14 protein-coding genes and 3 pseudogenes are annotated in these 13424 nt (G+C 57.3%); 7 read left to right on the plus strand and 10 right to left on the minus strand.

Features of this window, described 5'->3' with window-relative positions; translation table 11 throughout:
* The 4 genes from A3722_RS22960 to A3722_RS01320 all read right to left on the minus strand — a co-directional run.
* Positions 1–494: TolC family protein (locus tag A3722_RS22960; RefSeq protein ID WP_161488206.1), on the minus strand; the 494-nt coding region annotated here is incomplete at its 3' end.
* Positions 495–702: 208 nt separating this feature from the next.
* The gene (locus tag A3722_RS01310) at positions 703–1203 is read right to left on the minus strand and encodes a L,D-transpeptidase family protein (protein WP_067625943.1); all 501 of its coding nucleotides are present in this window, start codon (positions 1201–1203) and stop codon (positions 703–705) included.
* Positions 1204–1264: 61 nt separating this feature from the next.
* On the minus strand, positions 1265–3616 hold the full coding sequence (locus A3722_RS01315) for a heavy metal translocating P-type ATPase (RefSeq protein WP_067625926.1): 2352 nt from the start codon (positions 3614–3616) through the stop codon (positions 1265–1267).
* Between the two features lie 268 nt (positions 3617–3884).
* Complete coding sequence (locus A3722_RS01320; protein ID WP_067625929.1) at positions 3885–4322, minus strand: Fur family transcriptional regulator; 438 nt, start codon at positions 4320–4322, stop codon at positions 3885–3887.
* A gap of 322 nt (positions 4323–4644) precedes the next feature.
* On the opposite strand from A3722_RS01320, the gene A3722_RS01325 reads away from it, so the two are divergent.
* Entirely contained in the window at positions 4645–5577 is a 933-nt protein-coding gene (locus A3722_RS01325; protein ID WP_236627309.1) for a multicopper oxidase domain-containing protein, read from the plus strand.
* Positions 5578–5579: 2 nt separating this feature from the next.
* A complete protein-coding gene (locus A3722_RS01330) occupies positions 5580–6764 on the plus strand; it encodes a ZIP family metal transporter (RefSeq protein ID WP_067625935.1) in 1185 nt (394 codons plus the stop codon).
* 10 nt (positions 6765–6774) lie between these two features.
* Here A3722_RS01330 and A3722_RS23790 read toward each other — a convergent pair whose 3' ends face one another.
* Complete coding sequence (locus A3722_RS23790; RefSeq protein ID WP_150120057.1) at positions 6775–6909, minus strand: cation transporter dimerization domain-containing protein; 135 nt, start codon at positions 6907–6909, stop codon at positions 6775–6777.
* 19 nt (positions 6910–6928) lie between these two features.
* Here A3722_RS23790 and A3722_RS22965 point away from each other — a divergent pair.
* Positions 6929–7211, plus strand: a pseudogene (locus tag A3722_RS22965) (YnfA family protein).
* 466 nt (positions 7212–7677) lie between these two features.
* Here the strand turns inward: A3722_RS22965 and A3722_RS01335 are convergent.
* The 4 genes and pseudogenes from A3722_RS01335 to A3722_RS01350 form a co-directional block, all read right to left on the minus strand.
* Positions 7678–8118 (minus strand): annotated as a pseudogene (locus tag A3722_RS01335) (c-type cytochrome).
* 39 nt (positions 8119–8157) lie between these two features.
* Positions 8158–9438 carry an ABC transporter transmembrane domain-containing protein gene (locus A3722_RS01340; RefSeq protein ID WP_236627311.1) on the minus strand — a complete coding sequence of 427 codons (1281 nt, stop codon included), beginning with the start codon at positions 9436–9438 and terminating at the stop codon, positions 8158–8160.
* A 9-nt stretch (positions 9439–9447) separates the two neighbouring features.
* Positions 9448–9981, minus strand: coding sequence for a cupredoxin domain-containing protein (locus A3722_RS01345; RefSeq protein ID WP_067625937.1), 534 nt, complete (start codon positions 9979–9981; stop codon positions 9448–9450).
* 69 nt (positions 9982–10050) lie between these two features.
* Positions 10051–10752, minus strand: coding sequence for an IS6 family transposase (locus tag A3722_RS01350; protein ID WP_065331824.1), 702 nt, complete (start codon positions 10750–10752; stop codon positions 10051–10053).
* A 102-nt stretch (positions 10753–10854) separates the two neighbouring features.
* On the opposite strand from A3722_RS01350, the gene A3722_RS01355 reads away from it, so the two are divergent.
* Positions 10855–11487, plus strand: coding sequence for a thioredoxin family protein (locus tag A3722_RS01355; protein WP_067625940.1), 633 nt, complete (start codon positions 10855–10857; stop codon positions 11485–11487).
* Between the two features lie 2 nt (positions 11488–11489).
* Here A3722_RS01355 and A3722_RS01360 read toward each other — a convergent pair.
* Positions 11490–11858, minus strand: a pseudogene (locus tag A3722_RS01360) (MauE/DoxX family redox-associated membrane protein); the annotation flags it as partial.
* A gap of 82 nt (positions 11859–11940) precedes the next feature.
* Between A3722_RS01360 and A3722_RS01365 the strand changes: the two are divergent.
* From A3722_RS01365 to A3722_RS01375, 3 genes are all read left to right on the plus strand, one after another.
* Positions 11941–12327: a transposase gene (locus A3722_RS01365; protein WP_037954242.1), complete on the plus strand. Its 387-nt coding sequence runs from the start codon at positions 11941–11943 to the stop codon at positions 12325–12327.
* Positions 12324–12677, plus strand: a complete 354-nt coding sequence (gene tnpB, locus A3722_RS01370; protein ID WP_067625283.1) for an IS66 family insertion sequence element accessory protein TnpB — start codon at positions 12324–12326, stop codon at positions 12675–12677. Before A3722_RS01365 ends, tnpB begins: the two co-directional genes overlap by 4 nt.
* 55 nt (positions 12678–12732) lie before the next feature.
* On the plus strand, positions 12733–13424 hold a 692-nt coding region (locus tag A3722_RS01375), incomplete at its 3' end, for an IS66 family transposase (protein ID WP_150120393.1).

Genomic DNA, 13424 nt, shown 5'->3' on the forward strand with positions numbered 1-13424 from the left:
ACAACACCGGAAACCAGAGCAAGCCGGACAGTGCCAGCATCAAACTTGGCTGCTTCTACACCCGCTGCCGCGCGCTGCGCGTCACGGCGAACACCACCAAAAATATCGAGGATGTAATTCGCCCCGAACGTCGCACTTTCAGAGGGATCACCTGATATTGGGTTACCATTGTTTCTTTGCGCCTGTGCATCCAGTCCACCTGAGAATTGGCCAGCGGTACCTGTCTGCCTCAGGTCTGTATTTGCGGCTTTGATACGTTGTAAAGCCGTTGCAATATCGATGTTTTGTGTAAGGCCGCGGTCTACTAGCCGGTTCATTTGCCGGTCATTTAGCCGTTTCCACCATTCATCGCGCGCGACCTCTTCGAGAGCCCCGCCACCGCCAATGAACGACGTTTCTAATGGTGTCTTAGGTGGCGTATAGTCAGGGCCAACAGCGGTACATGAAACCAATGCCGTGGATGCTAGGATAAAAAGCAGATAGGGACGGTTCATTTGTCATTCCTGTATATTGGATTAGCTTTTGGATTTGCTGGGGATGTGATGGAGATGTTTCACCCGGCACGCTATTATGAGCAGCTAAGTAATTGAAAAGTAAAAGCTTGTCTAGAGGTACTCAGAGCCGTCGAGTTCTAGAAAACTCCAAGATCCTCTTTCTTTCTCGCACGGGTTCTATGAACCGCCAGCCAAGGCCGGTACGATGCTATGCGAATATGTCGATTGGCGTCCCGTCCCGCACCATCGCGTAGATATCCTCAATCTCGCGGTCCGACACCGCGATGCAACCCGCCGTCCAGTCTGGTTTGATCGCGTCGATACCGGGTCGTGGCCCGCCATGGATGAAAATGTCGCCGCCCGGCTCACGTCCCTGTGCAGCGGCATAGGCGATATCGGCCTCGTTCGGATAGGAGATGCCGATGGAGAGATGGAACAGACTGTCGGGATTGCGGCGGTCGACTGTATAGGTTCCCTCGGGCGTTTTTCCATCACCCTCGAATTGCTTGGGCCCCACCGCCGCAAAACCCAGATCGATCCGGTAGGCTTTCAGGACCGAGGTATTGTTGAACAGGAACAGGTTCCGGTCACTTTTGAACATCTGCAACCGGGTGACTGCGGGCCCGTCGTAGGTCCGGAACTTGCTGGCGCATCCCGCAAGGCCGAGTGCCAGTCCACCCAAGAGTGCCGTTCGGCGTGTCGTTTTCATCATGTCGTCCGCTCGATCTTTTTATATGTCCACTCATATTGGTGTCGGTATGCCTGATCAATCAATGGCCGTGCGCCAGGGCTCCCTGCGCCATCTTCTCTCCCACTTTCTCTCCCCCGGACGGGTCCGGCCGATCTTTCTTGGTCCGGAGCAGCCTGAGCGCGTTGGCGACGACCAGCAGCGACACGCCGACATCCGCAGCGATCGCACCCCACATTGTCGCCATGCCGAAGGCCGTCAGCCCGACGAACAGCGCCTTGGTCGCCAGTGCGATGCCTATATTCTGATGAATGATGCCCATGGTCCGGCGTGAATGCCCGATCAGCCACGGCACCTTGGCAATATCATCTGTCATCAACGCGATATCGGCGGTCTCAATAGCGGCGTCCGATCCGACCGCACCCATAGCGATGGCGAAATGCGCCCGCGCCATGGCAGGTGCATCGTTCACGCCATCGCCAATCATTGCCACGACATCATAGTTGGCAACGAGTTCCTCGATTGCCGTCACCTTGTCCTCTGGCAGCAGCTCCGCGCGAACCTCGTCGATACCGACCTCTGCTGCCACAGCGCGTGCCGTGCGCTCGTTATCACCAGTCAGCATGATGATCTTTTTCACGCCTTGGGCATGCAGGCGTGCCACGACCTCCTTCGCATCCGGGCGGATGCGGTCGCGCAGTTCGATCAGGCCCAGCAGGCGGCTTCCGGAGCCCACGGCCACGAGCGTGCTGCCAGCCCCCTCGATCCGCTCCAGCAGATCGCGGGGGATTGCGTCACCGAGACCTTTCTCGGTCGCAAAGCGATCCGAACCGAGCCAGACGGGCTGGCCCTCCCATGTTCCTTCGACGCCGCGGCCCGGCACCGTTTGGGTGTCGGTAGCCGCCGACTGCTTCAGCCCATCGCGTTCGCCGCGCGCCAGGATGGCCCGCGCCAGAGGATGCGAAGAGCGGGCTTCCAGCGCGACAGCGGCACTCAGAAGGTCGCGCTCGGCCGTGCCGCCTAAAGGATGCAGGCCCGCGACCTCCGGCTCGCCCATGGTGATCGTTCCGGTCTTGTCCATTGCCAGGGCGGTCATACGCGAGGGGGCCTCGACATAGGCACCGCCCTTGATCAGCACGCCGTTGCGCGCGGAGGCCGCGAGCGAGGCGACGATGGAAACCGGCGTGGAGATGACCAGCGCACAGGGGCAGGCGATCACCAGAAGAACCAAGGCATTGTAGAACCAGTAGTTCCACGCCCCCGCGAACAGCAGCGGCGGCACGACGGCGATCAGAACCGCCAGCGCCATCACGATGGGCGTGTAGATGCGGGCGAATTTCGTGACCCATTGCTCCACCTCGGCCCGGCGCGAATGCGCATCGCCTACCATTCGGATGATTTTCGAGAGCACGGTATCGCCTGCGGCCTTGGTGGCCCTAACCGTCAGTGTGCCATCACCGTTGATCGTCCCGGCATACACCTCATCGCCAGTTTCCTTTGCCACAAGAGCACTTTCTCCGGTAATAGGAGCCTGATCGACATCGCCACGACCCTCGGTGACTTCGCCATCAAGAGGGATACGATCACCGCCGCGCACCACGAAGCGATCACCGATCGCAACCTCGACGGCGGGAACGTCGGTCTCCGATCCGTCGGCACGGATGACCCGCGCTGTTGGCGGAGCCAGGTCCAGAAGGGCCGAGACCGCATTGCGGGCACGCCCCACGCTCCAGGATTCGAGAGCGAGGGACAGAGCAAAGAAGAAGGCGACCGTCGCCGCCTCGAAAAACTCGCCCAGCCCGATCGCACCGGCTACGGCAACGATCATCAGGAGGTTCATGTCAGGCGACAATCTACGCGCGGCGGACCATGCTTTGGGGGCGACCAGCCAGGCTCCGAACACCACCGCCAGCATGAACAGCCCCATCTCGACCAGAGGCATAGACGTCTCGCCATGACCGGAGAAGAGCCTCAGTGCGCCTCCGGCCCCGGTCTCGACGATATGGTAGAGGAACCCCGCAGCCCAGAAGCCACCGCTCAGGCCCGTGAAAAGACGCTGGCGCGCAAAATGGGCCGCCTGGTCCGCTTCGGCGCTTTCGGCATCCCACATCTTCGCGCTCATGCCGGTCGAGCCGACGATCTTGATGATTTTGTCGTCGCTGAGCGGTTTGGCGCTTTCAAGGATGGTCATTCGCCCATTGATCACGTCGAACGCCAGATGCTCGCTGCCGCCGACTTCCGGTCCGACGACCTTGTTCAGGATCGCGACCTCTTCGGCGCAATCCAGCCCGTTGACGCGAAAGCTGCGTCCGGCGGATGGCGGAGGTGCTGCCACCTGCGCGGTGACTTCGGCCGTCTGGCCGCAGCAAGCCTTTGTGTCTTTGCGATCATCCAGATGACCGTGCGGATGCGTGTCTGGACCGTCGTGGGGCATGGGAAACCTCTGAGAATAAGCGTTGAGCCAAAGATAGGAGCTTCAGTTGCTAGAGGTTCAAGAAGTTTCTTTCATGTTCTGATCGGGCGGCCGCAACAGTCAGAACTTACCCATCGCGACCCTGTTCGGTCCCTCGATCCGATGACATTCAGCCTTTGACTTGACCCCTGCCCACCTGTTGCGGGTCACCGGGCTCTAGGCTCCGGTGGGCGGTGCCCCCCGGGTGCTAAAGGGCCCCCTGCCTTCCAGCGCTTGCGATAGTGCGCGCTCACAGTTTCCGACAATAGAGTTCAAGGCGATGGTGAACGACCTCGTAGCCAAGCTTTTGCGCGATTTCTTGTTGTAATTGTTCAATTTCTTCCGATTTAAACTCAATAACTTCGTCAGAATCCAAATCAACAATGTGGTCATGGTGCTCTGAAATTGCGCTTTCATATCTAGCACCATGCCCTTCAAAGTAATGCCGATCAGCCACGCCGATACTTTCCAAAGATGCAAGGTTTCGGTAAACTATGGCTAGGGATATTGACGCATCTGATGCTTTTAAGCGGCGGAATAGTTCGACGGCATCTGGGTGATCATCAGACTCGAGCAATACCTTCAATAAAGCCACCCTCTGATTGGTGATGCGCAACCCGTTGCTGGCAATGATGTCGCATGCACGTGATCCGGCTGGGTCCTGATCCTGTCGCCCGTCCGATGTCATACTCACTCTCCTCAGGGAAGGATCCCTAGTTGCAACTAATTCTCAATTGCGTTTAGAGTAATACATAATGCGAATGATTCGCAAGAACGGTGGCTGCCCGCCAGCGACCTCAATCCATCAATAACAATGCGTTCGGCAGCATTCTTTGGAGACAAACATGAATCCCGCAGATCCTCGGGACGAGACTGTAAGTCGGCGCGGCGTTCTCTTGGCAGGTCTTGCGGCCGCAGGGGGCTCCGTCGCTGTTGGAAACAGAGCGGCGGCACAGGAGGCTAAGGGACCATCTGTATCCGCCCCAACAATGGCAACACATGGAAATATGATGACCGTTGGCGATGTGGACAACCTGGCCAACGGCTTTGACCCGGTGGCAATGCTGACGGATTGGGATGTCGGTACGACCGAAATCTTATCAGACGGGCGTACCCTAAGAACCTTCCAGGTCGACGCTGAGGACAAGGAAATTGAGATTGCTCCAGGCGTCTTTTTTCCTGCCTGGACGTTCAACGGCCGGGTCCCCGGCCCAGCCCTGCGTGCAAAGGAAGGTGACCGAATCCGCGTCGTATTCCGAAATTTGGGATCCCATCCGCATTCAATGCATTTCCACGGCATTCATTCAGCGCGGATGGATGGCGTAAACGGAACTCCGGGCATGATTGGCCCAGGTGAGGAATTTACCTACGAATTTGACGCCAAACCGTTCGGCTGCCATCTTTATCATTGTCACGCATTGCCACTGAAACGCCATATGGCCAAGGGGATGTACGGTGCCTTTGTCGTTGATCCTGATCCGGAAAAGCATCCTGCCTTGGCAGACGTGGCCCGTTCGCGCCTGATGGGAGCCGCCGAAAATGCGGAGTGGCAGGAACTGGTGATGGTGATGAACGCCTTTGATACTAACTTTGATGACGAAAATGAATTCTACGCGGCCAACACAATTGCATTCGCCTATATGAAAACCCCGATCAGGATCGAAAAGAACCGGCCGGTGCGTGTCTATCTGATAAATGCCGTCGAGTTTGATCCGATCAATTCGTTTCACCTTCATGGCAATTTTTTCGACTACTACAATCAAGGCACGACGTTGACGCCGACCCTGCGCACTGTTGACCTCATCACTCAGTGTCAGGGCGAACGCGGAATACTAGAATTCAGCTTCGCCGAACATGAGCCAGGGCTCTACATGTTTCACGCACATCAGGCCGAGTTTACGGAACTGGGCTGGATGGCGAAATTCGACGTGGTGGAGGCGTGAATATGGAAGATCAGCCAGCGCTTTTGGAGCGTCGCGGACCGCAAAAACTTATCTGGCTGCTGATGCCCCTGTCTCTCTTGATTGCTGCCATCGGCTGGATCGTTTTTGCGGACCCCTTCCAGAGTTTCAGAAACGGGGCCCCTCCCGTTGAAGGCGTGACATTCGAGCGGACCATCCTGAACGATCAGGGCCTGAGGATGCTGGTGCGGGCGGGCGGTTCGGACCCGATGCGTGTCGCCCAGGTACAGGTTGATGCCGCGTATTGGTCGTTTACGCAAACACCGCCGGGAGACATATCGCGCGGCGCCACGGTGTGGCTGGATGTCCCCTATCCGTGGGTGCTCGGCGAAGCCCACGCTGTGACCCTCGTCACAACAACCGGTGCGACGTTCACACATGAAATCGAGGTGGCCGTTCCGACACCGAAGGTCACGGCGGGTCAGCTGAGATTCCAGGCTTTGATCGGCATCTTTGTAGGTGTCGTGCCGATTGTCTTTGGTCTGATGTTCTATCCGGTATTGCGCGGCGTCGGTCAGGGCGGCATGAATTTCCTGATGGCGCTGACCATAGGCTTGCTGTCCTTCCTGCTGGTCGACTCGGCTGAGGAGGCACTGGAACTCGCAGGGAACTCAGCAGCCCTATTTCAGGGCCCGGTCATGGTGATCCTGGTTGCAGCGGCCACATTTTTACTGCTGATGGCCGTGGGGCAACGTGGCGGTCCGCCGACGGGACTGGCGCTGTCCACGTTCATTGCCCTTGGCATCGGATTGCATAATCTAGGCGAAGGGTTGGCGATCGGTGCGGCATTTGCTGCGGGATCAGCGGGCCTTGGCACCTTTTTGGTGCTGGGCTTCACCCTGCACAATATCACCGAAGGCATCGGCATCGCAGCACCCGTCCTCAAGAAACGCCCGCCATTGTGGGCATTTGCGGGCCTCGCCCTTCTCGCCGGCGGTCCCGCGGTTATTGGGATGTGGCTGGGGAGCCTCGCGTTCTCGCCGCAGTGGGGCGCTTTCGCTTTGGCTATCGGCGCAGGCGCGATCCTCCAGGTTGTGGTTCAGGTTGGTGCCTACGTGATGCGGAGCAATCGGCTGGGTCTGGAGACGTTCCTGAGACCCTCTATACTGGGTGGCCTAACCGCTGGCGTGGCATTCATGTATATCACAGCAGCATTCGTAAAAGTTTGAGACCAACCGTTCAAAACTCGATTGCGTCGTCGGGTTTGGCTTTGTGCTCTGGTTCGATATGAGTGTTTACGGTGCTGCCTGCAATCTGGCGTTTCAACGCAAGTTCAATCCAATCACAAATGTCATGGGCCTGTGACATATTCATAATTGCCTCGCTTGCTTAAATCGCCGGATGTTTTGCCTTCTGGGCCTGGTTCCGTCTGGACAAGTGTGTTCTGGCTGGTGCCGGGGATGCTGTCGTTGATGGTTTTCGCCTGGTTGCTGGCCCTCAGCCCCGCCGATCAGGCTGGACGCGCCAATGTTGTTTACGGTGGCATCTACATCGTATCGTCACTGCTCTGGCTACGGGGTGTCGAAGGACACCGACCGGACCAATGGAATGTTATCGGAGCGGCCATTTGCCTAGTCGGTGCGGGTATAATTCTCTGGGCACCGCGTGGTATTTGACGCGGCTCTGCCGTAACTTTGTCTTCCCCGAAAATCGTGATTAGTCTTTCGTTTCACAGGTTCCATTGATCTGGGAATTCTGCACATTCGGAAGGTTTTCCTGAGTCGCAGACCGTGCGAAAACGCTGGAGCGTCCGATCAGATCGCTTTCTGGTTCACCCGCTTCGACAAGTCGGCGGCGCTCTCCTTGCGCTCGCTGTAACGGTCGAGCAGGTAGGGGTCGAGTCCGGCTGAGGGCGGAATCGTATCATAAGGCGTTTTCGCGATGCCGTTTCATGATTTCGAGGACTGTGTTCTTGTTGATGCCGAGATCACGCGCAATCCAGCGATAAGATCGGCCGTCTGTCACGGACTGAATAACCTTTACTCATACAGAGAATTTTCTCCACCAGTTGTCGCCATGTTGCGGCGAACAGAATGGTAGTTGACCGCGAACCAATTCCACCCTTTTGTCCGTCGAAACGGCTCAATTTACCCCGTTGGCACGCTGCAATGCGCGAATGTAGGACACAATATCAAGAATATCTGATCGCGTCACGCCTTCAACCGCTGGCATGTTACCGAATTTTCAATGATGCGCCCGAACTCCATTTTGCGCCGCGAGGACAAACGCCATGTCGCCGTGGTGGCTCGGTTCATAGATCTTGTGAACAAGCGGTGGAGCAATGCCATCCCGGCCTTGTCCATTCAGGCCGTGGCAGGCGGCACAGACCGCATCATAGGCACGCTCGCCGATCTGCTCTTGCTCGGTAAAGCTGCTTGGCAGCTTGACAGCTGCAAGGGCACCTGCAGGAAGCGGAATGCCCTCGTTCGTCCGGGTGCCCGTTTGGGAGTCTGTCTGCTGCTTGAAATACCATCCCGCCGCAGCAATGGCAACCAGAGCAAAAAATATCGCTGCCCATCTCATTCTATCAGACTCCTTCATGATGTTGCGATCGCCCCTCTGTTACTTCAAAGACAAAGCCGGGTGTCTCAGTGTGGCCTGCTCGAATTGGCTGACCTCTTCCAGCAGACCGTCGTCTGCCTGAGCTGTCCCCGATCGCTGAATCGATTCGGTGAAAAAGGTTGTGATCTCCTGATACCGGATCCGCGTGTCTTCCAATGTCTGATAATAAGTGAAGAGCTCTTTCAGCGGTGCTGAGAAGTCCTTGTGTGCTGCCAGGACGGCCACCAGCGCGCCGAGTGTAATGCGACCTTCGATGACGAAATATCCACCTAGAGAGTAGAAGAGGAACGGTGTCAGCGCGGTCAGAAAATTGTTGAGCGCCTTGATGAAGAACTTCAGGCGGAAAATCTTCCTGCGCACGCGTTCGAGCTCTCGAAAGCTTGCGCTCGCGGATATCAGCCCGGTCGGATTGACCTGCTGCTCACGCAACTGATCGCTGAGCTGTCTGCCAAGCAGCCGGACTTTCTTGATCCTTGTGCGTGAAATCGCGTTGACCCGGCGTTGTAGCTTGGGCAGCAGCACGAGCTGAATTGGCAGTACGGTCAGTGCGGCGGCACCCAGGACAGGGTCCTGAACGAACATGAAAAACAGGATCGTCAAAAGCGTACCGCCTTGCAGGATTGGCTGCGTAAGGACATCTGCCGCAAAGCCACCTATGGGCTCGACTTCCTGTGCGAGAATAGGGACGATCTCGCTTTGGTTTCGGGAGTCTGGATCGCTGCGCCATTGCCGATAGACCAGCAGGCGGAAGCGCCGCAGAAAACGCTCAGCGACATACCCTTTGAAGACGTTAAGGCCATATTTGTTTAGCCCATTCAGGATGATAGCCAAAAGGTAGAGACCGCAAAGAAGCATGAGGAAAACGACCTGATCGACGTCTCGCCCCAAAACGGCTACAGGGAAACGGCCAAAATCCAGAGCGTTGTTTACGATCTGTTTTGGCAGTTCCAGGGTCAGATAGAGAATTGGCATCGAGATGAGGCTAACCAATATCATCAATGCCTGCTGCCTTCTGGAGTAGCGCAAGACAGTGTTGAAAAGACTTTTTTCAAGCCCTCGTATTGGCTCTGGGTGGAACGCAGGCGTGCTGCGGTGCTTCCAAAGCTTCAGAAAGCCGCGAATGGCAAGATATAAGCCAACACTGATCAGCAGCGCAGGCGCCAAGACCAGTATGAGATGAATGAACGGATGAACCCAGTCTGGCGCAGCATCATTGTAGTCGTATCCGAACGCGGCAGATAGATTGTGTACAAACACGTGATACCTGTCCAAGAGTGACATTGAAAATGTCTAACCCTTGTTTTTTGGCGCAAGGTGATCGTGGACGATGATGACGCCCCACATGCCCGCCTCCCGGTGGCCGGGTATCAAGCATGCGAACTCCAGGTTGGTCACATCGGAGAACTCCCAAATCAACTCGGCATTTTGTCCACTTGGGATCGAAACCAAGTTGGCGCTGTCATGCTGCATATCGGGATGTTCGCGCATCCATTGCTGATGTTTTGCGATCTCGTCAAAGGAACCGAGAAAAAACTCGTGATCCAATGCGCCCGTATTGCTGATTGAAAACCGGACAACCGAGCCGCTTTCAATCTGGATCGCGTCCGGCTCGAAAAGCATGTAGCCGCTTGCGGTCTCCCTGACGGATATTTCAATCGTCCTGTCGATCGAGGAGCCATCACCGGGTTTCCCGATCGGATCGTGGCCGGGCGTTTCGGATACCCCGGCATAAGGTTGCTGGTCTTTCCCACTGGATGCGTAGACTGCCCAAGCCGGAAACATCAACGCCAAGAAAAGAGAACAGGTTCCGATGAACGTCTTCATGATCAATGCCTCTGCAGGGTGTTGTCACGTTAACTCGCCGAATTTGCAAGTTGGCAAGCTGTTCGTTGATCAAGCGGCCTGTGCCGCGGATTTCCACGCCTCGAATGCTTCGAGCCGATGGTAGCGGATGGTGAGCGCAGAGCGGCGGCGGGCTGGGACAGAGAAACTATTGCGGGTTGCAGACTTCATAGATACGAAGCGTTGTAATCCACCCGGCGATCGGAAGCCTTGCATCACCCGCTCTCGTTTTCGGAAGGGCAAGTGGCTGTTTTCTGCGCGGTTATTGAGTCCCTTGTGTGACCAATGATCAAGGCCAGGCGCGACCTCGCGCTTTGCGGCACCATAGGAGCGCAGCTTGTCCGTAATGATCCTTTTTGGCACGAAGCCCCAACGTTTCATCAGCTTGACCAAAAGCCGCTTTGCGGCGCGCTTGTCTCGTCTCGATTGGAGAATTTCCTCAAGAACAAAGCCGTGTTGGTCGACCGCGCGCCAGAGCCAGTATGACCGACCCGCGATCTTCACAACGACTTCGTCCAGATGCCAGACATCGCCGGGGCGCGGCTGCCGTCGCTGTAGAACGTGGGCGATCAGGGGGCCGAACTTGACGCTCCAGCGCCGGATTGTCTCATACGAAACGTCGACGCCACGTTCCAGCATCAGCTCTTCGACCTCGCGCAGGCTCAAGTTGAACCGGACGTAAAGCCAGACAATATGAGCGATGATCTGAGGCGGAAACCGGTGGCGTTTGTAGCTGATCTTTTGTGTCTGCATCGACACCGCCTACGCCCAGATCAATGAACCAGCAACCTCAGGACCGTTAATGTGACAACACCGCCTGGTCTGGTCCGGTTGTTGCCCAGGCCGGGACGTTGGATGGTTGTCGTCAAATGGGTGCTTGCCGGTCTTCTGGCCGGGACCGCGATCTGGCTGCTCTGGGTACTGATAGGGGTGGCGGGTGGCCGGGTGGCCATGACCGTGCTGCTTATGACGAGCCTTTTCATTCTTCTCGCAACAATACGTTTGCCGGGCAGATTGACGCGCCCGACAGCGCTGGTGGTGGTTGCTGTTCTCAGCCTTCTGGTGCCGACGGCGCTGACAATCCCGCCGCAGACGAGAGCGGTGGGCCAGGACTGGGTCGCGTTCGATCGCTCCGAGATACCGAAACTGGTGTCGCAGGGAAAAACCGTCTTTGTCGACGTGACCGCAGACTGGTGCCTGACGTGCAAGGCCAACAAGACGCTGGTGCTGGACCGTGCGCCCGTGGTCGACCAACTGCGGGGTGATAATGTCGTTGCGATGCGGGCAGACTGGACTAGGCCCAGCACTGACATTTCCCGGTATCTGGAAAGCCACAACAGGTTTGGCATCCCGTTCAACATCGTCTACGGGCCAAACGCGCCAGACGGGATCATCCTGTCCGAGGTTCTGACGTCCGAAGCCGTTCTCGACGCGCTGAGCAGGGCTGCACTTGGCGACCCTGTGACCGCTTTGAAAACGGATGGTTAGGCCTAAAAGAGGCCCATCGCACGCGCCGACATCCAGACGCCCATGAATATCATCATCAGGTTTTCGGTCAGGGACACGAAACCCAGCGGCACGTTTGAACCGCCGCCCACGCAGGCGCACTTGATCTCGCGCTTATCGATGTAGACGGCCTTGAAAACTGAAGCCGCTCCGACCGTACCGATGAACAGTGCAACAGGCGCGCTGATCCAGACCAAGGCACCGGCGACCATGAGAATACCGGCAAGTGCTTCGCCGAAGGGATAGACATAGCCATAGCGCACCCATTTCTGGGCAAGCAGATCGTAGTTCAGAAACATCGTGGAAAACGTCTCGACGTCCTGCAGTTTTTGAACAGCAAGAAAGCTCATCGTATGCGGTGCGCCGCTCCCACACTTACAGCTTAGCGCTTGATCTGCGATTCAGAGGCTTCTTTGTTTTGTGGGGAGTTTCTCGATGGGAGCTACAAGCGAGTTTCTGGCAATGGTGCCTCGTCGTGCGGACGGGAAGCGGAATTGGCCGTCTGAGTTGAAAGCTCGGATTGTTGCTGAGACATTGATTGAAGGCGAGACGGTCAAGGCGGTGGCGAAGCGATACGAACTGATCCCCAGCACCGTGTCGGATTGGCGGCGGTTGGCGCGCCAGGGCAAGCTGGTTCTGCCAAACCTGGATGGCATGGATTTTGTGCCGGTCGAGATTGAAGCGCCTGCGCCCGAGGCCCAGCCTCTGGCGGCGACATCCTCCGGCACGATTGATGTGATCAAAGGCGATGTCACCGTTCGTCTTGATGCGGCGGCGACTGCGACACGGATCGCTGAGATCGCCCGGGCTTTGGTCACGTGATCACGCCGTCCCACAAGGTGCGGATTTTTGTCGCCAGTGATCCGGTGGACTTCCGCAAGGGCCACGATGGGTTGGCTGCTCTGGTTCAGAGCCAACTGCGTCAGAAGCCTTTTGATGGGTCGGTCTATGTGTTTCGGTCTAAGCGGGCGGATCGGCTGAAGTTGCTTTATTGGGACGGCAGCGGGCTTGTGATGGCGTACAAGCGGCTGGAGGATAACAGCTTTACATGGCCTGCGATCAAGAACGGGGTGATGCGGCTGGAACCGGCCCAGTTTGAGGCGCTGTTTGCGGGTTTGGACTGGCGGCGCGTGCGGCCTCTGGAGGTGGCAGCCCCAGCTGCGGCGGAGTGACTCACTGGCACGTTTGCACGGGTCATTCGGCCCTTGTTTTGCTATGGTATCGGTCATGACTGCACCTGACGAATTGCCTGATGACATTGCCGAATTGAAGGCGATCATCCGTGCGCAGCAGGATCAGAATGCGCGGCTGGAAGCCTTGGTCGCTTCCTTCAAAAAGGCGCTCTTCGGGGCCAAGTCCGAGAAGATCGATCCGGCCCAATATGAGCTGGAACTCGAAGATATCGAGACGGCCATCGCGCAGGTGGAAGCCGAGATCGACGCCGACGCGCGCACCGCGCCTGTGCGGCCCCCAAAGCCTCGCCAAACTAATCGCGGATCACTGCCCAAACATCTGGAACGGGTGGAGGTTGTCATTGAGCCAGAGTTGTCATGCGCGTGTGGAACTGAACGTCATGTCATTGGCGAAGATGTCAGCGAACGCTTGGACATCATTCCGGCGCAGTTCCGGGTGATTGTCACCCGGCGGCCCAAATACGCCTGCCGGTCCTGTGAGGGTGGGGTCACCCAAGTGCCCGCACCGGCCCACATTATCGCAGGTGGCATGCCGACCGAGGCCACGCTGGCGCATATGCTCGTCTCCAAATACGCGGATCACCTGCCTCTTTACCGGCAAGCACAGATTTACAGCCGTCAGGGGATAGATCTGGATCGCTCGACCTTGGCGGCGTGGGTTGGCAAATCGGCGTTCGAATTGACCCCGGTTTATAATGCGCTCATGGACGACCTGAAACGCTCCAC

This window comes from Sulfitobacter sp. HI0027, from assembly GCF_001634775.1.
Taxonomy (GTDB): domain Bacteria; phylum Pseudomonadota; class Alphaproteobacteria; order Rhodobacterales; family Rhodobacteraceae; genus Sulfitobacter.